This is a genomic window from Streptomyces sp. NPDC053427 (assembly GCF_044544985.1).
In the GTDB taxonomy this organism is placed as follows: Bacteria; Actinomycetota; Actinomycetes; order Streptomycetales; family Streptomycetaceae; genus Streptomyces.
The window spans coordinates 72,418-91,672 of record NZ_JBITYA010000005.1 but is presented as its reverse complement, the minus strand read 5'-3'; the positions used below and the strand labels follow the sequence as shown (position 1 = coordinate 91,672).

Sequence of the window (19,255 nt, the reverse complement as noted above, 5' to 3'; positions counted from 1 at the left end):
CATGACCAACCCGTTCGAGGACGCGGACGGCACCTACCTCGTGCTCGTCAACGAGGAGGGCCAGCACTCCCTGTGGCCGTCCTTCGCCGAGGTGCCCGACGGCTGGACCGTGGCCCATCCGGCGGACACCCGCGACGCCTGTGTGGAGCACGTCGAGCGGAACTGGACCGACATGCGGCCGCAGAGCCTCATCGACGCCATGAACAGCCGGCGGTAGAACGGCAGCCCGTGCCCTCCACCACAGACGACACAGCCACCACCGACCACACCGCGACGGACCCCGCCGTCGCGGAACCGGCGGACCGCCCCGAAGACATCGCCGCGGCCATGCAGACGCCGGCCTTCCGCCGCGACCCGTACCCCCTCTACGCCCGGATGCGCCGCACCTGCCCGGTGTACCGCAGCCCGCAGGGCATCTGGTACCTCACCCGGTACGCGGACGTCGAGACCGCCCTGAGCGATCCCCGGCTGTCCAACGACCGGGACCGGATGACCCGCGCGCTGAGCGCCCGCGACGGCGGTATGCGGGGCCTCAGCAGGCTCATCGGCCGGCTCGGCCGCATCATGACCAACACCGACCCGCCGGAGCACGCCCGGCTGCGCAAGCTCGTGAACAAGGCGTTCACCGCGCGGCGCGTCGAGGGCCTGCGGGACCGGATCCAGATGGCCGTCGACGAGCTGGTGCGCTACGACCCCCCGACCCAGGTGATCATCCGGGTCGCCGCGGACGATCTCCCCGTCGGCGGCGAAATCCTGCGCACCGGCGACCTGGTGTACCTCGTACTCGCCGCCACCAACCGGGACCCCGACCGGTTCACCGACCCGGACCGGCTCGACCTCATGCGCCGGGGCAACCGGCACCTGAGCTTCGGCAACGGCCCGCACTTCTGCCTCGGCGCGCCCCCGGCCCGGCTCGAAGCCGAGCCGGCCATCGGCACGCTCGTCCGCAAGCTGCCGACGCTGCGCCTGGACGACACCCGGGCTCTCGAATGGCGGCCCAACCCCCTGCAACGCCGACTCCGAGCCCTGCCGCTCGCCTACTGACCCCACGCAACCGTCCCCACCCCACCTCACCCGTTACGGAGGCAGACATGGCCAAAGTTCTGGGAACTGGCCGATCCGGGTGGGCCACCACCTCTTCGCCGGCGACATCGACGAGGAGCAGGCCGCGGCGTCCTGGAGCGCCTGGCTGGACGACGTGTCGTCATAGGGCCTGCCCGCCACCCGCATTCCACGACATCACACAAGGACGAGGGGACATTCCCGCCATGGAAACGCTGTTGTACACCGCCGAGCTCATCGAGGAAGGCGGCACCTATACGCTCGTCATCAGCGATCGCCTGCGTAACACGGTGCAGACGACGCAGATCGCCAAGAAGGCCGTGGAGAAGCTCCCCATGTTCCTGTCCATGCTGAACTCGAAGCAGGTCAGCGGTTGCCGGTAATGCGTTTCCCTCGGGCGGCATCTCTCGTGCCGCCCGACCACACGAGAGCGTCCGAGGGCGAGCGGCCGATCGAGAGCCGCCGAAAGAGAGTGAGCGCACCATGACGTTGGCCCCCCGGAGTGCCGGGCAGACCCCAGCCGGCAGTGCCGCCGGCACATGGTTCCGCGTCCACCGGGCGGCGGACGAGGCGAGGCTGCGCCTGATCTGCTTCCCCCACGCCGGCGGCAACGCCCAGTTCTTCCACGGATGGCGCGCCCTGCTGCCCCAGGACGTCGAACTGCTCGCGGTCCGCTACCCCGGCCGCCAGGACCGCTTCACCGAACCCTGCTTCGAGCGCATGGACGCCCTCGCCGACGCCATCGTCGGGGCCCTGGAGCCCTATCTCGACCGGCCGTTGGCGTTCTTCGGCCACAGCATGGGTTCCTCCGTCGCCTACGAGGTCGCCCTGCGGCTCGAACAGCGCGGCATCGTCCCCCAGCGGCTGCTGGTCTCCGCACGCGCCGCCCCGCACCGGGCCAAGCACACGGCGCTGCACCAGAGCGACGACGAGACGCTGATCGCCGAAGTCCGGCGGCTCGGGAACCTCGACGCGGAGGCCTACGACATCCCCGAACTGCGCGAACTGCTGCTCCCGGTACTGCGAGCCGACTACCGGCTCCTCGAGAACCACCGTCCGCAGCACCCGCGCCGCGTACGGGCGCCGATCACGGCCTACACCGGCGACGACGACCCCCACTGCGGCGTCGAGGACGCACGTACCTGGTCGGAGCTGACCGCCCCCGGCGCCTTCGACGTTCGTTCGTTCCCGGGCGACCACTTCTATCTCGTGCCGCGCGAACGCGAACTGCTCGCCGACCTCAGCGACCGTCTGCGGTGACATGCCGGCCGTGCGGCGGGTCGCTGACCGGGAGTTCCGCTGCGTACGGCGGCTGTGCCCCTGGCCGCGCGCAGGTGATCGCGGCCGCTTGCGTCGCGTAGGTGAGGATGTCGCGCCATTGCTCCGCGTCGACGTCGGGTGCCGCGGTGAGTGCGCCGTGGGCGTCGAGCCGATGCAGTAGCGCCGCGTTCACGGTGTCGCCCGCGCCGATGGTGTCCACGACCTCCACGCGTTGGCCGGGGACGGACAGTTCCAGGCCGTCCCGGGTCAGCACGGTCAGTCCCGCGCCGCCCCGGGTGAGTACCACCGCGTAGGGGCCGGCCGCGAGCCACTCCCTGGCGGCGGCCAGGAGATCGTCCGACTGCGCGAGCCAGGCCGCGTCCTCCTCGGACAGTTTGAGCAGGGAGACGTACGGGAGCCAGGAGCGGAAGCGGGCCCGGTAGGCGTTCGGGGCGGTGATCAAATCTGCCCTGATGTTCGGGTCGAGGGCGGTGAAGACGCCGCGCGCGGACTCGCGGCGCATCAGCGTTTCGTAGGCGCCGGCTCCGGGTTCCAGTACGAGCGAGCAGGTGCCGAAGGAGACCGCCCGGGTCGGCTCGGGGAGGGCGTCCGGGAGCTGGAAGAGACGGTCCGCGGCGCCCTCGACGTGGAAGCTGTACGCCGCGGAGCCGTCGGCGCCGATGTGCGCGACGGCAAGTGAGGTCGGCTCCGCGCCCCGTTGGACCAGGGAGGTGTCCACGCCGTCCGCCGTCAGGCCGCGCAGCAGTGCCGCGCCGAAGTGGTCCGTGGACAGGCGGGAGCAGAAGGCGGCGGGGGAGCCGAGGCGGCCCAGCGCGATGGCTGTGTTGTAGGGGCCGCCGCCTCGTGTGGGCAGCAGCGCCGGCAGCTCGTCGCCGGCGGCGGGCCCCGCGGGGACGAGGTCGATCAGGGCTTCGCCGGCGACGACGATCATGAGTCCGGGCCTTTCGGGACGGGGCCATCACGGCACGGGTGCCCGTGCCTTTTCTGAGAGGGAAGGGTCAGGTGGTGCAGCCGCAGGAGCCGCGGTGCACGAAGGAACAGGGGAGGCGGAGGGTGCGTGGGGCACGGTCCGGGTCGGCGAGCCGGTCGAGCAGCAACCGCACGGCGGCCGCGCCGATGTCACGGCTCGGCTGGGCGATCGCAGTGAGCCTCGGCTCGAAGAGGTCCGCCCAGGAAAAGTCGTCGAAACAGGCGAGGGCCATGTCGTCCGGGACGGCGAGACGCGCGGTGCGCAGCGCCTGGAGGGCGCCGATGGTCATCGCGTTGTTCGCGGTGACCAGGGCGGTGGGCCGCCCGTCGAGGTCCAACAGGCGCCGGGTGGCCTGCTCGGCGCCCTCGGCGTGGGAGCTGCCGCCGACGACGAGCGCGGGAACGAAGGGCAGCCCCGCCTGTTCGAGGCCCCTGCGGTAGCCGGCGATCCGCTCGGTGGTGGTGCTGAGCCCGGACAGGCCCGCGATCAGGGCGATCCGGGTGTGGCCCAACTCTGCGAGATGGCCGACGAGTTGTGCCATGGATGTCTCGTTCTCCGCGCTGACCTGGTCGTACGGATGGTCGTACGCGTCGCTGACAAGGCGGTCCAGGAAGACGGCGGGTGCTCCGGTGCGCCGTAGGTGGTCGAGCATCGCGCCGGGCTCCGCGGAGGGAGCGATGATCATGCCGTCGACGCGCCGCTCGTGCAGCAGCTTCACCGCCCGGAGCTCATGCTCGGGCGTGTCGTGGGGATCGGCGATCAGCAGGCTGTAGCCGTTGTCGAGGGTGCCCGCCTCGACGCCCTGGAAGATCTCCGTGAAGTACGGATTGCTGATCGCGGAGACCGCCAGCCCGATCGACTTCGTGCGCGAGGTCACGAGGGAGCGGGCCAGGGTGTTGTGCGTGTAGTCCAGCTCCTCGATGGCGGCGCGGACGGCGTCGCGCGTGGCGGGCCGCACCGGGCGGGTGCCGTTGAGGACGTGCGAGACGGTGGCCACGGAGACGCCCGCGCGCCGGGCCACATCGGTCATCGTCGCCATCGTTGCCGCGCCTCCCGTGCCTGCTCCGACGTGTGTGCCGGCCGCTGCCGTGCATGTGCCGGGGGTGAACCTATCGCAATGTTCATACGACGTAAACGCTTGCGCAACCGTTTACGTCGTGGTTAGTGTCCCGGCAGTCCACGAGGGAGTGAGCCGATGCGTGCAGTCGTAATGAGCGGTCCCGGTCAGGTCACGGTGACCGACATGCCCGACCCCACACCGGGGCCGGGTGAGGTGATCGTCGAAGTGTCCTCGTGCGGCCTGTGCGGCACCGACATGCACCTCCTCGGCGGCGAACTCCCCTCGGCGAACTACCCGTTGGTGCCCGGGCACGAGCTGACCGGCCGGGTCGTCGCACTGGGCCCGGGAGTGACCGGACCGCGGGTCGGGACCCGCGTCGCCGTCGACCCCAACATGCCGTGCGGCGCCTGCCATTACTGCCGTATCGGGCGCGGCAACCTCTGCGACGACTACCGCGCGGTCGGCGTCACCCAGGCAGGTGGCTTCGCCGAACTGGTCGCGGTGCCCGCGCGCTGCGCCTACGTGCTGCCCGATGCGCTGTCCGACGCGGCCGCGGGCCTGGTGGAGCCGCTCTCCTGCGCGGTGCACGGTCTGAACCGGCTGCCGCGCCGGCCCGGCGAGCACTACCTGATCTACGGCGCGGGCACGATGGGCCTGATGATGTCAGCCCTCGTACGGACCGCGGGCGCGGCCTCCGTGTCCGTCGTCGACCTCAACGAGGACCGGCTCACCTTCGCCAAGTCCTTCGGGGCGGACGCGGTGGCGGCGGATGCCGACGCCTTCGACCGTCCGCAGGGCTTCGAGGTCGTCATCGACGCGACCGGTGTGATCGCCGCGATCGAGGACGGACTCGGCCGGACCCGCAAGGGCGGCACCTTCCTGCAGTTCGGCGTGAGCGACCCGGCCCGCAAGGCATCCTTCTCGCCGTTCGCCGTGTACAACAGCGAGATCGACATCATCGGCTCGATGGCCGTGCACAACAGCTTCCAGCCCGCCATCGACCTGCTCGCCTCGGGCCTCGACCTCGACCCGCTGGTCAGCGACGTCTTCCCGCTCGACGGCTTCGACAAGGCCGTGGCCGCCTTCAAGGCCGGCACCGGTCGCAAGATCCACGTCGCGCCGACGCAAGGGGCACGGGCATGAGCCGGTCCACGCAGGCATCACAGCCATCACAGGCACCTCAGGCCTCACCGGCACCCCAGGCGCCGCGGACTTCGCCGGACGGACCGAATCCACAGCCCCGTCGGCATCCGCTGGACCGGATCGGCATCCCCAAGCCGCTCTTCTGGGGCTATGTCGGCCTGCTGTTCTTCATGATCGGTGACGGCATCGAGACCAGCTATCTCTCGAAGTACTTCGCGAGCGGTCTGGGCTTCGACGAGACCGGCGCGGGCACGATCATCACCGTCTACGGAGTCACCGCCGCGATCGCCTCGTTCCTGGGCGCCGGCGTGCTGTCGGACCGGTGGGGCCCGCGCCGGGTGATGGCGATGGGCGCGGGGATATGGGTGGTCTTCCATCTCCTGATGCTCGCGGTGGCCATCCCGGCGCACAGCTATGCACTGGTCATGACCACGTACGGGATCCGCGGCTTCGGCTATCCGATGTTCGCGTACGGATTCCTGTCCTGGATCATGGCGGTGGCGCCCAAGGACCATCAGAGCAAGGCCGTCGGCTGGTTCTGGTTCTTCTACAGCTCGGGCTACCCCATCATCGGCTCGTTCCTGTTCGCCGCGGCCATGCCGGTGATCGGTTTCTACTCCACGCTGTGGCTCTCGCTGGCCGTGATCACGGCGGGCTCCGTCATCGTCCTGCTCCTGGTGCGCGAGCGAACGGGCTTCACGGGCCTGGCGCCCGGCCGCGACTCCCGCTCGGAACTCGCGGGCACCTTCAAGATCCTCTTCGAGAAGCCGAAGCTCGGCATCAGCCTGATCATCCGGCTGATCAACACCACGCCCTCGTTCGGCATGTGGGTCTTCATGCCGTTCTTCGTACGGGACCTCGGCTTCAGCGACGGCGAATGGAACACCCTGCTCGTGATCATGATGGTCACGAACCTGGGTGCCCTCCTCGTCTTCGGCGTGCTCGGCGACAACTGGAGCGGCCGCAAGACCTGCGCGCTCTTCGGCGGCGTGCTCGGCGCCGTCGGGTGCCTGGTCTGCTACTACCTGCCCGCGGCGGCCGGCTACAACTTCCTGGTCGCCGCCCTCGCGGTGGCCGTCTACGGAGCCGGCCTGGCGGGCTACGTGCCGCTCCCGGCGATGATGGTCGCCCAGGCCCCCGAACGCCGGGGGCAGGTGATGGGCGTGTACACCCTGGGCGCCGGCCTGAGCGTCGCCGTCGGCCCGCTGATCGGCACCCTCTCCTACGGCGCCTGGGGCTTCCAGGGGCTGATGTGGATCTATGCCGGGCTGCTCCTGCTCAACGGGGTGCTCTGCATGTTCGTCACCTCCCCCGGGGACGGGATACCGAAGGACGACGCAGCAGCCAAGGCGCGGCCCGCCGCCGGCCGGCCCGCCGCCGTGCAACCGTCCGCCTGAACCCGCCCCGCCGCCACCGCCCGAAAGGCCGAACCCCTCATGACCCGGATTCCCACCACCATGCGTGCCGCCGTCCTGCACGGCCCCGAGCGGCTTGTGATCGAGGAGCGTCCGGTGCCGGCCCCCGGCGGGCGCCAGGTCCTGGTCCGCATCGACGCGGTCGGCACATGCGGCTCCGACGTGCACTACTACCGGCACGGCCGCATCGGGGACTTCGTCGTCGACGAACCGATGATTCTCGGTCACGAGCCGTCCGGCACCGTGGTCGCCTGCGGGCCCGGCGCCACCCGCCACCGGGTCGGCCAGCGGGTCTCCATCGAGCCCGGCACCCCCTGCGGTACGTGCTCCGAGTGCCGCCTTGGCCGCTACAACCTCTGTCCCGACATGGTCTTCTACGCCACCCCGCCGGTGGACGGGGTCTTCTGCGAATACGCGGCGGTGCACGAGGAGTTCGCCCACGCGGTGCCCGACACGCTCAGCGACGAGGCCGCCGCGCTGCTCGAACCCCTCTCCGTAGGCGTGTGGTCCTGCCGCAAGGCCCGCGTCGTACCGGGCGACCGGGTCCTGATCACCGGCGCGGGCCCCATCGGCCTGGTCGCCGCCCAGACGGCCCTGGCCTTCGGCGCCTCCGAGGTGCTGGTCACCGACATCGTCCCGCACCGCCTGGAACTCGCACGGGAGCTCGGCGCCACGGCCGTCGACGTCTCCCGTACCCCACTGGCGGACCTCGGCCACGCCCCGAACGTCCTCCTCGAGTGCAGCGGCGTCCCGGCCGTTGTCAATGAGGCGATCCGGACCATGGCCCGGGCGGGCCGCGTCGTCCTGGTCGGCATGGGCGGGGACGAGGTACCGCTGCCGCTCGCCAAGGTCCAGAACTACGAGCTGGAGGTCACCGGCACCTTCCGCTACGCCAACACCTGGCCCACCGCCATCGCCCTGGCCGCCTCCGGCCGCGTCCGGCTCGACCCCCTGGTCACCCACGGCTACGGCCTCGCCGACGCCGAGCAGGCCCTCACCGCCGGTGCCCGCGACCGCACCGCGGTCAAGAGCGTCGTCTACCCCCAGAAGTAGCGGCAGGGGAGGGGCCGCCGGGGGTCGTGCGGGCCGGTGCTCGGTGGTTTCTCGGTGCTCGGTGGTGCTCGGTGGTCGGTGGTGCGCGCGGTCAGTCGTGACCGGTCGGGTTGTCGTCGGCCGGTTCGGTGCCGCGCAGGTCGGCGTCGGAGAGCGGTTCGAGTTCGCCGTGGGTGTCCAGCCAGTACAGGAACGCCACCGCCGGGCAGATGAGCACCACGGCCACGAGGGTGACCAGGCCGAGCCACCGCAGGCTGCCGGCGGATCCGGCGCCCTCGGCCACGGTCAGGGACGTCGGGATGAGATAGGGGCGTTGGGCGGCTCCCCAGGCGAGGACGGCCGCCGCGACCATGCCGACGGCGGTGATCCGGGGCCAGGCAGCGGACCGGCACAGCAGCAGCCACGCGGTGGCGACGGAACAGACCCCGGCCAGGATCACGAGGCCGAGTCCGGCGCCATGGGTGAGTCCGTGCCAGACGTGTGGCGCGTCGCTCCGGGTGACGGTCAGCATGACCGCCGCCAGCACGGCGAGGGCGACGACACCGGCCAGAGCTCGCCGCCGGAAGTAGCCGACCAGGTCGGGGGCGTCGAAGCGGACGGCGTCGGCGGCGAGGAACACGGCGCCGAGGAACGCCGTCATCACGATGGCGATCAGTCCGAAGAGGAGGGAGGTCGGGTTGGACCAGGCATGGGCCGAGGCCTCGGTACCCGGTACCGCCCGGCCCGAGGCGACCCCGCCGACGGCCGCCCCGAGGAAGAACGGGGTGAGCAGCGAGGAGAAGGCGAAGACGGCACCGTAGAGGCGTCGCCCGGCGATCCGGCGGAGGGGCTTGCGCAGGGCGAAGCCGGCGCCGCGCAGCACCAGACCGACGGCGGCCAGCGCCAGCGGCAGCCACATGGCGGTGAACACGGTCTGGAACAGGGTGGGAAAGCCCGTCCACATGATGACGAGGACGAAGACCAGCCAGACGTTGTTGACCTCCCATACGGGTGCCATGGCGTGGTCGATCAGCCATCGGGGACGCGCACCGCGCTCCGTGCCACCGGCCGTCAGGTCCCAGAACCCGGCTCCGTAGTCGGTGCCTCCGGCGCAGGCGTAGGCCGTCACGGCGAGCAGCAGGACCACGGCGATGACATCGGCGATCACGACCGGCTCTCCTCGCCCGTCCCGGTCCCGGTGGTACCGGACGGCGGCGGGTCGCCGGCCGGAACCCGGGCGCGGGGCCCGTAGGGGGTGCCGGTCTCCGGTCCCTCACGAGGTTCCCCCGCCGCCCGGCGTGCGTCGGCGAGCCGCCAGCCCGTACGCATCTTGAGCAGCACGGCGAGCAGCGATCCGAAGATGAACGCATAGACCACGATCACCAGGCCCAGCATGATCCAGAGGCTGGTGGAGCGGGTGGCCGTCACCGCTTCGGAGACCCGCATGTGCTGGTAGACGATCCAGGGCTGCCGCCCCACTTCGGCCGTGATCCACCCGCATTCGACGGCGACGACGGAGCCGACGCCCGCGCACGCCGCGGCGCGGAAGAACCACGGCGAGGCGGGCAGCCGGCGCCTCCGCAGCCGGCACCAGCCGTACCAGAGCGCGAGCAGCGCCAGCAGGGAGCCGATCACGACCATGAGGTCGAAGGCCCAGTGGGCGATCGTGGCCTGCGCGGCGGTCGGCCGGTCGTCCGCCGGGACGGAGGTCAGTCCGGTGACCTCGGTCCCCGGGGTGAACCCGGCGAGGACGGAGTCGAATTGGGGGATCCTGATGCCGCCGGTGACGCTGCCGTCCGGGTGCAGACGGCCGAAGATGTACTCGGGTACGTGGGTGTCGGTCCGCCAGACGAGTTCCGTCGCGGCGAACTTCACCGGCTGCTTGTGGAAGACCGACCGGGCGATCGAGTCCCCCAGCAGGAACTGCACCGGGGTGAACACCGCGGCGAGGGTGAAGGGGGTGGTGAAGCCGAGCCGGTGGTAGCGGTCGCGGCGGCCGCGCAGCCAGCCGACGGCGTAGACGCCGGCCACCGTGTAGCCCGCGGTGATCAGCATCGCCACGACGAAATGCCAGTACTGCGGCCCGAGCATCGGGGTGAAGATCGCCGACCGGATGTGGACGTCCGTGGGGCTGCCGCCCGCGTCGAGCCGGAACCCCTGGGGCGTGTTCATCCACGAGTTGGCCGCCAGGATCCCGAACGCGCCGAGCAGGGCGGCGGCCGGCAGCGGCAGGCCGAGCAGGAAGTGGGTGCGGGGTTTCAGCCGTCGCCAGCCGTAGAGGTAGATGGCGATGAGGACCGCTTCGAGGAAGAACGCCCATGCCTCGACGCCGAATCCGATGCCGAAGACCCCGCCCCACTTGCCCATCAGTCCCGGCCAGAGCAGTCCGAACTCGAAGGACAGCACGGTGCCGGTGACGACCCCGACCGCGAACTGGACCGCCATGACCGCCGACCAGCGTCTGGCGAGGAGCAGGGCCACGGCGTCGTTCCGTCGCAGGCCGCGGTGGTGCATCACCAGGGTGATCAGCGGCAGCGCCACCCCGAACGGCACCAGAACGATGTGGGTGGCAAGGGTGAATGCCATCAGCTCCCGGGCCGGGAGGAGTTGGGCCGGGGCGTCCGCCAGCAGGGGGACCATGGTGTGCGTGCCTCCATGCCTTTGCTGCTCGGGACGTTCAGATCGCGCCTCGTGCCGCGCCGGCGGTGGAGTTCACGACGGCCCGCCTCCTCGTGCCGGGCCCGGTGCTGCGGGCCTCGGCGTCGGCCGCGCCCGGCTCGTCAGAGAATCACCGGCGGACGCGGCGCAGCATGCACGCGGCCTCCCGTTGCGCCGTTGGGCCGATGTTCTTCGCCCGGTCGGCCCAGCCGGATGTCCGGCGGCGCGCCGTCGTCGGACGTCGGCGGCCGGGATGATCCCCGGCCGCCGGACGCCTTCCGCCGTGCACCGCGCGGATCAGCGACCGCCCGTGATCCTGCGGCTGCGCTGGTCCCGGCCGGGGCCGCCGTACGGGTAGTCCGCCGCACCGGGATCACTGACGTCGTCCAGCCGGGCCCGCTCCTCCTCGGACAGGTGCAGCCCGGCCGCGGCGAGATTGTCCGCCAGCTGCTCGGTCGTGCGCGCGCCAAGGATCACCGAGGTCACGCCGGGCCGGTCGGCCACCCAGGACAGGGCGATCCGGGCCATCGAGACGCCGCGCTCCTCGGCCAGCGTCCGCACCTCGTCGACCACGGCCCAGGTGCGCTCGATGCGCCCGCGCCGGTCGTACGCCTCGACGCCGCGCTCGGGGTCCTCGCCGAGCCGGGTCGCCCCGGTCGGCCGCTCGTCGCGCCGGTACTTGCCGGTCAGCCAGCCGCCGCCGAGCGGGCTCCACGGCAGCAGCCCGAGTCCCTCGGAGGCGCAGGCCGGGGTGATCTCCCACTCGATCTCGCGGGACAGCAGGCTGTACTGCGGCTGGAGCGTCACCGGCCGGGCCAGCCCGCGGAAGTCGGCGACGTCCACGGTCTTCTGGATCTGCCAGCCGGTGAAGTTGGACAGCCCGACGTAATGGATCTTGCCTCGGCGCACGGCGTCGTCGAGGAAGCCCAGGGTCTCCTCGATGGGCGTGAGCGGGTCCCAGGAGTGCACCTGGTAGAGGTCGATCGTCTCGACGCCGAGCCTGCGCAACGAGGCGTCCAGCGCACGGTCGAGGTGCCGGCGCGACAGGCCGACGTCGTTGGGGCCCCCGCCCATCGGGAAACGGCCCTTGGACGCGATGACGACCTGGTCGCGCACCTCGGCCGAGGCGTTCGCCAGCCACCGCCCGACGATCTCCTCGGACGCACCCGCGCTGTACACATCGGCGGTGTCGATGAAGGTGCCGCCCGCCTCGACGAACCGGTCGAGCTGTGCGTGCGCGCCCTCCTCATCGGTCTCGTTGCCGAAGGTCATGGTGCCGAGCGCGAGCGTCGAGACGCTGCATCCACTCCGGCCCAGCGTGCGGTACTCCACCGTCATCTCTCCTTGTCAGCACTGCGCAGCGGGATCCCGCAAGCCGACCGGCCCGCGGGGCTCTCAGGCTGTCGCGGACGACCGTCATCCGTCCAATAGAAGAAAGCGGACGGATTCAGCAGCTATGCTTCTTAATCATGGAACTGCGCCAGCTCGAATACTTCGTCGCCGTCGCGGAGGAGCGTCACTTCACCAGGGCGGCGCAGCGGATGCTGGTCTCCCAGTCGGGGCTCTCCGCGTCGGTGCGGGCCCTGGAACGGGAGTTGGGCGCCCCGCTCTTCGTCCGCACCACCCGGAGCGTCGAACTCACCAGCGCGGGGCGGGCGTTGCTCCAGGAGGCAACCCGTACGCTCGCGGGCGCACGGGCCGCCAAGGAAGCCGTGGCGGCCGTCCAAGGGCTGCTGCGCGGCAGCCTCTCGGTCGGTATCGAGCAGTGCGTGACCGTTGACGTCGCCGCGCTGCTCGCACGGTTCCGGGCGCAGCACCCGGACGTCGAGGTGCGCCTGCGTCAGGCCGGCTCGGTCGTGCTGGTGGACGATATCGCCCATGGGCGCCTGGACCTGGCCTTCGTGTCGCTGCCCGGCCCGGCGCCCGACGGGGTGCGTCTGCTGCCCGTCCGAAGCGAGCCCATGGTCCTGCTCTGCCACCCCGACCACCGCCTCGCGGGCGGCGAGCAGGCGGAGTGGGCGGAGCTGCCGGGCGAGACGTTCGTCGACTTCCACCCCGACTGGGGCGCCCGCCGTCTCACCGACCGGGCCTTCGCCGCCGGCGGCACGGACCGGCATGTCGCCCTGGAGGTCTACGACGTCCACACGCTGATCGACCTCGTACGCCACGGGCTGGGCATCGCCGTCGTCCCCCGGCCCCTCGCCCGCAAGCCCGAGGCGAGAACCCTGTGCGCGCTGCCGCTGACGGGCGCGGAGGAACCGACCTGGGAGGTGTCCGTGGCCCTGCCGGCGGGCGACCGGCCGGGCCCGGCCGCCCAGGAACTGCTCTCCTATCTGGACCGCTGACCCGCGTGCGGGGCCCGGAGACATCCGGGCCCCGACCGCGGTGCGCTAGCGCGAGAGCCACACCGCGTGGTCCTGGGGCAGCAGGCCGTCCTCGACCGGTCCGCTGGCCAGCAGCAGCGACGTGTGCTCCGGCAGTTGGTACGGCTCGGCCGAGAGGTTGACGACGCAGACGAAACCCGGCTCGCGGGTGAACGCCAGCACGCCGGCCGGCGCGTCCAGCCAGGTCATGTCGCCCTCACCGAGGGCGGGCAGACCGCGGCGCAGGTGCAGCGCCCGGCGGTAGAGCTCCAGCATGGAGGTGGCGTCGCCGGTCTGCGCCTCGACGCTGTGGTCCTTCCACAGTGCCGGCTGCGGCAGCCAGGGCTCGCCGGTCGCCCCCTCGGGACTGAAGCCGAACGGCGCCTCCTGCCCGGACCACGGGAGGGGCACCCGGCAGCCGTCACGGCCGCGGTCGGCGTGGCCCGAGCGCTCCCAGCAGGGGTCCTGCAACACCTCGTCGGGCAGGTCCTCGACCTCCGGCAGCCCCAGCTCCTCGCCCTGGTAGACGTAGGCGCCGCCGGGGAGGGAGAGCATCAGCAGGGCGGCCGCGCGGGCCCGTCGGGTGCCGAGTTCGAAGTCCAGCGGGCCTTCGGGGCGGTAGGTCTCGTTGGCCACCCACTTCTTGACCACCTTGCGGCCGAAACGGCTCGGGTGGCGGGTGACGTCGTGATTGGAGAGCACCCAGGTGGCCGGCGCGCCGACCGAGCCGAGCGTGGTGAGCGAGCCGTCGATCACCTCGCGCAGCTGCCGGGCGTCCCAACTGGCCATCAGGAAGTCGAAGTTGAACGCGGTGTGCAGCCGGTCCTGCCGGACGTAGTTGGCCAGCCGCGCGGGGCTGTCCGCCCAGGCCTCGGCGACGAACGAACGGTCGCCGGGGAACTCGTCGGCGACCCGGCGCCAGGCACGGTAGATCTCGTGCACCTCGTCGCGGTCCCAGTGCGGGTGCGGCACCCGCTCCGCGGGAGCGGGGGCGTCCGGATCCCTGCGCGGCGGCAGGTCGGGCAGCTCGGGGTGCTTGACCAGGCCGTGCGCCACATCGATCCGGAAACCGTCCACGCCGCGGCTGAACCAGAACCGCAGGATGTCCTCGAACTCCGCCCGTACGTCCGGGTGTTCCCAGTTGAGGTCCGGCTGCTCGGGCGCGAAGAGATGCAGGTACCACTGTCCGTCGGGCAGCCGGGTCCAGGCCGGACCGCCGAAGCAGGACATCCAGTCGTTCGGCGGCTCAGCGCCGTCCGGACCCCGGCCGGGCCGGAAGACGAAACGCTCCCGCTCCGCGCTGCCCGGCCCGGCGGCCAGCGCGGCCCGGAACCACGCGTGCTGGTCGGAGACGTGGTTGGGCACGATGTCGGGGATGACGCGGATGCCGTGCCGATGCGCTTCCTCGATGAGCGCCTCGGCCTCGGCCATCGTGCCGAACCGCGGGTCGATCGCACGGAAGTCCGCCACGTCGTAACCGTGGTCGGCCATCGGCGACTTGTACCAGGGGTTGATCCAAATGGCGTCGATACCGAGCGACTTCAGGTACGGCAGGCGGGAGTGGATGCCGGCGATGTCACCGATTCCGTCGCCGTTCCCGTCGGCGAAGCTGCGGATGTAGACCTGGTAGATGACGGCGCTGCGCCACCACGGGGCGGTGCTGGACATGAGCTGAGTACTCCTCGGAGCGTGATGAAGGGGCAAGGGATGCACGGGTACGCCGAGTGGGGTGGTTGTGGCGCTACTTGGCCGCGCCCGCGGTGAGTCCGGCGACGATCCGGCGCTGGAAGAGCAGCACGACGATCACGAGCGGGATGGTGACGAGAACGCCCGCCGCCATCTGACTGCCGAAGGGCGTCTCGAACTGCGAGGCGCCGGAGAACTTGGAGATCGCCACCGGCGCGGTCTGGATCTCCGGCTTGTTCGTCATCGTCAGGGCGATCAGGAACTCGTTCCAGGCGGTGATGAACGTGATGATCGCCGTGGTGAACATGCCCGGCGCGGCGAGCGGGATGATGATCTTGCGGAACGCCTGGCCGCGGGTGCAGCCGTCGATCATCGCGGCCTGCTCCAGTTCGTCCGGCATCTGCCGGAAGAACGCGGTGAGGTTCCAGACCGCCAGCGGCAGCGTGAAGGACATGCTCGGCACGATCATCGCCTGGTAGGTGTTGATCCAGCCGAAGCCGACGAACATCTTCAGCAGCGGCACCACGATCGACACCACGGGAAACATCGAGGTGGCGATGATCAGGGTGAGCACCAGCCGCTTGAGCCGGAACTCCAGCCGCGCCATCGCATAGGCGGTGAAGGTGGCCAGAACCAGCGCCACGGCGGTGGTGATGCCGGCCACGACGACGCTGTTGAACAGCGCCCGGCTGAACCCCTGGGACGGATCGAGGACCGCGAGGTAGTTCTCGAAGGAGATATGGGTGGGGAACGGCGAGTTCTCGAAGATGTCGGACGTCCGCCGAAGACTCGACACCAGCATCCAGTAGAACGGCGCGAGGCAGTAGGCCACGCACCCGGCGACCCCCGCGTACAGCAGCCACTTGCGCCAGTTCAGGGAGAGCGTCATGCCGCCACCTCCGTGCGACGGCGCGGCAGCAGCCGGCGGCGCTCGGCGGCGCGGTCGTCTCCGACGACATTGGCGCCGAGCAGCCGGACGAAGGCCAGCGCGATGAGGAAGACGTACACGAAGAGGATCAGCGCATACGCCGCGGCCGGCCCGAACCGCACATTCGACGCCTGGTCCTGAGCGAGCATGGACAGCGTCTCGACCGAGGTCTTCTGCGCGCCGATGAGGATGTACGGCAGGTCGAACATGCGCAGCGCGTCGAGTGTCCGGAAGAGTACGGCGACCAGCAGGGCGGGCTTCACCAGCGGCAGGGTGATGTTCCAGAACTGGCGCAGCGCACCCGCGCCGTCGATCCGGGCCGCCTCGTACACCTCCTTGGAGATCACCTGGAGGCCGGCCAGCACGAGCAGGCCGATGAACGGCGCCGTCTTCCACACGTCGGCGATGATGACCGCGACCTTGGCGTGGAACCCCTCGGTCGTCCACAGCACCTGCCGGCCGATCAGGGCATTGGCCACGCCGTCGGTGTTGAAGATCCACCGCCACAGCAGACCGGTGACGGCAGTGGGGATGGCCCACGGCACCAGGATGCTGGCCCGTACGAGGGCCCGGCCCTGGAACGCGCGGTGCATGATCAGCGCCATGGCCACGCCGATCGCCGTCTCCAGCGTGACCGTGGTGACGGTGAGGAACGTCGTGTTCCAGAACGCGTTCCAGAAGCGTTCGCCGGCCGCCCCGAAGATCGCGGTGAAGTTCTCCATGCCCACGAAGGGGTCGGTCTCCCGGACGAAGCCGGTCTTGGGGTCGAGGCCCGGCGTCCCGAACAGCGCATCCTTGAGCGCCACGACCGTCGGGTAGAGCACCACGATCGCCAGCACCAGCAGCGTCGGGGAGATCAGCAGGGCCGCGAGCCGTCCCGAGCCGGATGTCGCCCGGGGGCGTCGGCGCCGGCCTGTGCGCCGTACCGGCGGCCGAGTCGACGAACCGTCGCGGGCCCCGTCGCCCGGAACGCCGGGGGCATGCCCCGCTGCGTCGTCCTGGCCGCCCTCTTCGGCCTCGGGTGGGTTGTGCGTCTTCATCATGACGGTCTCCTCACTCCGCCGCCGGCTGCTGCCGGAGGGCCTTCTGGAGGTCCTCCAGGGCCTGTTCGCTGCTCTTGCTGCCGGTCATGGCGGCGTAGGACTCCCGTTGGATCGCCGTGGTCACATCGCCGTACTGGAAGACGCGGGGCCGTGGCACCGCGCGCAGGATCGACCGCTTGAGGGTGGGAAGGTACGGATATTTCTCGACCAGCTGCGGGTCCTTGTACAGGTCCGCGTACGTCGGCGCGGCCGGCGCATGGGACAGCGTGAGCCGCTGGACCTTCTGGCCGGCGAAGAAGTTCATGAAGTCGATCGCCGTGGCCTTGTTCTCGGCGGAGGCCGACAGGGCAAGGTTGTGGCCGCCCAGGCTGGAGGACCCGGGCCCGTTGAGGCCGGGCAGCGGTGCGACGCCGAACTTCCCCGCGATCTTGCTGGAGCCGTCCTTCTTCTCCGCCAGCGAGTACATGTAGGCCCACTGCCGTTCGAAGATCAGCTTCCCGGCCTGGAAGGCCCGGCGGCCGTCCTCCTCCTGGTAGGTGACGGCGTCCTTCGGGATCGTGCCGTCCTTGAGCGAGCCGACCAGGAAGTCCAACCCCCGCTTCGCGGCAGGGGAGTTCACGTGCGGCGTGCCCTTCGCGTCGGTGACGACACCGCCCGCGGAGTTCACGGCCTCGGCGAAGTTGACCGTCAGCCCCTCGTACTTCTGGAACTGCCCGGCGTAGCACGACATGCCGCGCGCCTCCGGCAGCTTCTTCACCTTGGCGCAGTCCGCCTTCATCTCGGCCCAGGTGGCCGGCGGCCCGGCGATGCCGGCCCTCTTCAGCAGATCGGTCCGGTAATAGAGCATGCCGCCGTCCGAACTCGCCGGGACCGCGTACACGCCGCCGCGGTACTTGCCGGTCTCCACGATCGGCTTCAGCATCCGCCGCAGCGGAAACCGGTCCTGAGGCAGCCGGTCGACCCACCTGTGCGCCGCGAATTCCGAGGTCCACACGGCGTCGAGCGACAGCACCGTATAGGCATCGGACTTCGTCTGCGCATTCTGGATCATCTGCTGACGCTGCGCGTCGGGGTCGGTGGGCAGCTGGACGAAGGTGACCTTCTCCTTCGGGTGCAGCGTGTTCCAGCGGTCGATCACCATCTGGACGCTGCCGGTGCTGTCCTTGCCCGCGACATAGGTGATGGGGCCACGCCCCTCGAAGGCGGTGGGTCCTGCCGTGCCCGCGGACGTGATGCGCCCGGAGGTGCCGCACGCGGCGACGGCGGCGAGCCCGGCGAGCACCGCGCCCGAGCACTGTGCTGCTCTTCTGGTTCTGCTCTTCACTGTCTCTCCTGCTGGTGCGGAGCGGAGGGGGCTCCGGGAATCACTCGGTGGGAAGCCGCCGGCCGGATCCGGTGGAGAAGAAGTACTCCCCGCCGGGACGGATGCGCAGGGTGACCCGCTCACCCTTGGCGGGCGGGGTGCGCGGATCGACGCGGGCGATGAGGGCGGCCGGGCTTCCCTCGTGGCCGTTGAGGTCGCCGTAGGCGTAGGCCTCGGAACCGAGTTCCTCCACCATGGTCACGGTCATGCTCAGGCCGGGTTCACCGGCGCCGACGGGCTCCAGCGCCTCGGGCCGGAAGCCCAGCACGAGCGTGTCGCTGCCCTCGTCCGCGGCCGCGGCCAGGACCCGACGGCTCAGGGGGATGGCCGCGCCACCGATCCGCGCGACGCCGCCCCCGATGGGTACTTCCTGGAGGTTCATCGTCGGCGAGCCGATGAAGGAGGCCACGAACACGTTCGCCGGCTCCGCGTAGAGGGTGCGCGGGGCGGCGCACTGCTGGAGCAGCCCGTCCTTGAGCACGGCGACCCGGTCGCCCATCGTCATGGCCTCGACCTGGTCATGGGTGACGTAGACGGTCGTGACCGCGAGCCGGCGCTGCAGCGCGGCGATCTGGGTACGGGTCTGGACGCGCAGCTTGGCGTCCAGGTTGGACAGCGGCTCGTCCATCAGGAAGACCTGCGGCTCGCGGACGATGGCGCGGCCCATGGCGACGCGCTGGCGCTGACCGCCGGAGAGCGCCTTGGGTTTTCGCTCCAGATACGGCTCCAGGTCGAGGATCTTGGCGGCTTCCTGCACGCGGCGGCGTACCTCGGCCTTGCCGGCGCCGGCGATCTTCAGGGCGAATCCCATGTTGTCGCCGACGCTCATATGTGGGTAGAGGGCGTAGTTCTGGAACACCATGGCGATGTCCCGGTCCTTCGGCGGCAGGTGTGTCACATCCCGCCCGCCGATGCGGATCACGCCGTCGTCCACGTCCTCCAGGCCCGCCAGCATCCGCAGGCTGGTGGACTTGCCGCACCCCGAGGGGCCGACCAGGACCAGGAATTCGCCGTCGGCGATGTCCAGATGGAGCGTGTCGACCGCGGGGCGATCGCCACCCGGATAGCGCCGGGTGACCTTTTCGAAAGCGACAGTTGTCATAGGGGCTGTGTCCCTTCACCGGCAGGGGAGTTGCCGGACGGTGCAAGCGGAGAAAGGGGGGCCGATGTCCGGCGCCGCGGTGCGGCCCGAGCGGGACCGTGCGCGGCTCGGCGGCCCGGAAGACACGCGCGGTGCCCAGGGAAACACGC

At 70.8% G+C, this 19,255-nt stretch carries 18 protein-coding genes; 8 read left to right on the top strand and 10 right to left on the bottom strand.

Annotated features, from left to right (window positions below; translation table 11 throughout):
• Window position 1 precedes the first annotated feature (1 nt).
• The 4 genes from ACIGWZ_RS15320 (at window position 2) to ACIGWZ_RS15305 (ending at window position 2,322) form a co-directional block, all read left to right on the top strand.
• Entirely contained in the window at window positions 2-217 is a 216-nt protein-coding gene (locus ACIGWZ_RS15320) for an MbtH family protein (RefSeq protein ID WP_400064613.1), read from the top strand.
• 11 nt (window positions 218-228) lie between these two features.
• The gene (locus ACIGWZ_RS15315) at window positions 229-1,044 is read left to right on the top strand and encodes a cytochrome P450 (protein ID WP_400064611.1); all 816 of its coding nucleotides are present in this window, start codon (window positions 229-231) and stop codon (window positions 1,042-1,044) included.
• A 224-nt stretch (window positions 1,045-1,268) separates the two neighbouring features.
• On the top strand, window positions 1,269-1,445 hold the full coding sequence (locus tag ACIGWZ_RS15310; RefSeq protein ID WP_400064609.1) for a hypothetical protein: 177 nt from the start codon (window positions 1,269-1,271) through the stop codon (window positions 1,443-1,445).
• Window positions 1,446-1,545: 100 nt separating this feature from the next.
• A complete protein-coding gene (locus tag ACIGWZ_RS15305) occupies window positions 1,546-2,322 on the top strand; it encodes a thioesterase II family protein (RefSeq protein WP_400064608.1) in 777 nt (258 codons plus the stop codon).
• Here the strand turns inward: ACIGWZ_RS15305 and ACIGWZ_RS15300 are convergent.
• The gene (locus ACIGWZ_RS15300; protein WP_400064606.1) at window positions 2,303-3,274 is read right to left on the bottom strand and encodes a carbohydrate kinase; all 972 of its coding nucleotides are present in this window, start codon (window positions 3,272-3,274) and stop codon (window positions 2,303-2,305) included. The genes ACIGWZ_RS15305 and ACIGWZ_RS15300 overlap by 20 nt on opposite strands.
• A 67-nt stretch (window positions 3,275-3,341) precedes the next feature.
• The gene (locus tag ACIGWZ_RS15295; protein ID WP_400064604.1) at window positions 3,342-4,352 is read right to left on the bottom strand and encodes a LacI family DNA-binding transcriptional regulator; all 1,011 of its coding nucleotides are present in this window, start codon (window positions 4,350-4,352) and stop codon (window positions 3,342-3,344) included.
• A gap of 156 nt (window positions 4,353-4,508) precedes the next feature.
• On the opposite strand from ACIGWZ_RS15295, the gene ACIGWZ_RS15290 reads away from it, so the two are divergent.
• Genes ACIGWZ_RS15290 through ACIGWZ_RS15280 form a run of 3 tightly spaced genes read left to right on the top strand, consistent with a single transcriptional unit; the run spans window position 4,509 to window position 7,984 of the window.
• Entirely contained in the window at window positions 4,509-5,516 is a 1,008-nt protein-coding gene (locus tag ACIGWZ_RS15290) for a zinc-dependent alcohol dehydrogenase family protein (protein ID WP_400064603.1), read from the top strand.
• Window positions 5,513-6,913 carry an MFS transporter gene (locus tag ACIGWZ_RS15285; RefSeq protein ID WP_400064601.1) on the top strand — a complete coding sequence of 467 codons (1,401 nt, stop codon included), beginning with the start codon at window positions 5,513-5,515 and terminating at the stop codon, window positions 6,911-6,913. Before ACIGWZ_RS15290 ends, ACIGWZ_RS15285 begins: the two co-directional genes overlap by 4 nt.
• A gap of 39 nt (window positions 6,914-6,952) precedes the next feature.
• Window positions 6,953-7,984, top strand: a complete 1,032-nt coding sequence (locus tag ACIGWZ_RS15280) for an NAD(P)-dependent alcohol dehydrogenase (RefSeq protein ID WP_400064599.1) — start codon at window positions 6,953-6,955, stop codon at window positions 7,982-7,984.
• Between the two features lie 91 nt (window positions 7,985-8,075).
• On the opposite strand, the gene ACIGWZ_RS15275 is transcribed toward ACIGWZ_RS15280, so the two are convergent.
• The 3 genes from ACIGWZ_RS15275 to ACIGWZ_RS15265 form a co-directional block, all read right to left on the bottom strand.
• On the bottom strand, window positions 8,076-9,131 hold the full coding sequence (locus ACIGWZ_RS15275) for a cytochrome d ubiquinol oxidase subunit II (protein ID WP_400064597.1): 1,056 nt from the start codon (window positions 9,129-9,131) through the stop codon (window positions 8,076-8,078).
• Window positions 9,128-10,603 (bottom strand): cytochrome ubiquinol oxidase subunit I, encoded by a 1,476-nt coding sequence (locus ACIGWZ_RS15270; protein WP_400064595.1) that lies wholly within the window; start codon window positions 10,601-10,603, stop codon window positions 9,128-9,130. Before ACIGWZ_RS15270 ends, ACIGWZ_RS15275 begins: the two co-directional genes overlap by 4 nt.
• A 315-nt stretch (window positions 10,604-10,918) precedes the next feature.
• Window positions 10,919-11,959 (bottom strand): aldo/keto reductase, encoded by a 1,041-nt coding sequence (locus ACIGWZ_RS15265; protein ID WP_400064593.1) that lies wholly within the window; start codon window positions 11,957-11,959, stop codon window positions 10,919-10,921.
• Window positions 11,960-12,090: 131 nt separating this feature from the next.
• On the opposite strand from ACIGWZ_RS15265, the gene ACIGWZ_RS15260 reads away from it, so the two are divergent.
• Window positions 12,091-12,966: a LysR family transcriptional regulator gene (locus tag ACIGWZ_RS15260; protein ID WP_400064591.1), complete on the top strand. Its 876-nt coding sequence runs from the start codon at window positions 12,091-12,093 to the stop codon at window positions 12,964-12,966.
• 45 nt (window positions 12,967-13,011) lie between these two features.
• On the opposite strand, the gene ACIGWZ_RS15255 is transcribed toward ACIGWZ_RS15260, so the two are convergent.
• The 5 genes from ACIGWZ_RS15255 to ACIGWZ_RS15235 form a co-directional block, all read right to left on the bottom strand.
• A complete protein-coding gene (locus ACIGWZ_RS15255) occupies window positions 13,012-14,652 on the bottom strand; it encodes an alpha-amylase family glycosyl hydrolase (RefSeq protein WP_400064589.1) in 1,641 nt (546 codons plus the stop codon).
• 73 nt (window positions 14,653-14,725) lie between these two features.
• Window positions 14,726-15,559: a carbohydrate ABC transporter permease gene (locus ACIGWZ_RS15250; protein WP_400064587.1), complete on the bottom strand. Its 834-nt coding sequence runs from the start codon at window positions 15,557-15,559 to the stop codon at window positions 14,726-14,728.
• Complete coding sequence (locus ACIGWZ_RS15245) at window positions 15,556-16,641, bottom strand: carbohydrate ABC transporter permease (protein WP_400064585.1); 1,086 nt, start codon at window positions 16,639-16,641, stop codon at window positions 15,556-15,558. The genes ACIGWZ_RS15250 and ACIGWZ_RS15245 overlap by 4 nt, the downstream gene beginning before the upstream one ends.
• Window positions 16,642-16,651: 10 nt before the next feature.
• A complete protein-coding gene (locus tag ACIGWZ_RS15240) occupies window positions 16,652-17,965 on the bottom strand; it encodes an ABC transporter substrate-binding protein (protein WP_400064583.1) in 1,314 nt (437 codons plus the stop codon).
• Window positions 17,966-18,005: 40 nt separating this feature from the next.
• Entirely contained in the window at window positions 18,006-19,106 is a 1,101-nt protein-coding gene (locus tag ACIGWZ_RS15235; RefSeq protein ID WP_400064581.1) for an ABC transporter ATP-binding protein, read from the bottom strand.
• Window positions 19,107-19,255: the final 149 nt, after the last annotated feature.

Bases quoted from the DNA above. Each gene is read 5' to 3' on its own strand.
- ACIGWZ_RS15320 (WP_400064613.1), top strand. From the start codon at position 2: ATGACCAACCCGTTCGAGGACGCGGACGGCACCTACCTCGTGCTCGTC.
- ACIGWZ_RS15310 (WP_400064609.1), top strand. From the start codon at position 1,269: ATGGAAACGCTGTTGTACACCGCCGAGCTCATCGAGGAAGGCGGCACC.
- ACIGWZ_RS15305 (WP_400064608.1), top strand. From the start codon at position 1,546: ATGACGTTGGCCCCCCGGAGTGCCGGGCAGACCCCAGCCGGCAGTGCC.
- ACIGWZ_RS15300 (WP_400064606.1), bottom strand. From the start codon at position 3,274: ATGATCGTCGTCGCCGGCGAAGCCCTGATCGACCTCGTCCCCGCGGGG.
- ACIGWZ_RS15295 (WP_400064604.1), bottom strand. From the start codon at position 4,352: ATGGCGACGATGACCGATGTGGCCCGGCGCGCGGGCGTCTCCGTGGCC.
- ACIGWZ_RS15290 (WP_400064603.1), top strand. From the start codon at position 4,509: ATGCGTGCAGTCGTAATGAGCGGTCCCGGTCAGGTCACGGTGACCGAC.
- ACIGWZ_RS15285 (WP_400064601.1), top strand. From the start codon at position 5,513: ATGAGCCGGTCCACGCAGGCATCACAGCCATCACAGGCACCTCAGGCC.
- ACIGWZ_RS15280 (WP_400064599.1), top strand. From the start codon at position 6,953: ATGACCCGGATTCCCACCACCATGCGTGCCGCCGTCCTGCACGGCCCC.
- ACIGWZ_RS15270 (WP_400064595.1), bottom strand. From the start codon at position 10,603: ATGGTCCCCCTGCTGGCGGACGCCCCGGCCCAACTCCTCCCGGCCCGG.
- ACIGWZ_RS15265 (WP_400064593.1), bottom strand. From the start codon at position 11,959: ATGACGGTGGAGTACCGCACGCTGGGCCGGAGTGGATGCAGCGTCTCG.
- ACIGWZ_RS15260 (WP_400064591.1), top strand. From the start codon at position 12,091: ATGGAACTGCGCCAGCTCGAATACTTCGTCGCCGTCGCGGAGGAGCGT.
- ACIGWZ_RS15255 (WP_400064589.1), bottom strand. From the start codon at position 14,652: ATGTCCAGCACCGCCCCGTGGTGGCGCAGCGCCGTCATCTACCAGGTC.
- ACIGWZ_RS15250 (WP_400064587.1), bottom strand. From the start codon at position 15,559: ATGACGCTCTCCCTGAACTGGCGCAAGTGGCTGCTGTACGCGGGGGTC.
- ACIGWZ_RS15245 (WP_400064585.1), bottom strand. From the start codon at position 16,641: ATGATGAAGACGCACAACCCACCCGAGGCCGAAGAGGGCGGCCAGGAC.
- ACIGWZ_RS15235 (WP_400064581.1), bottom strand. From the start codon at position 19,106: ATGACAACTGTCGCTTTCGAAAAGGTCACCCGGCGCTATCCGGGTGGC.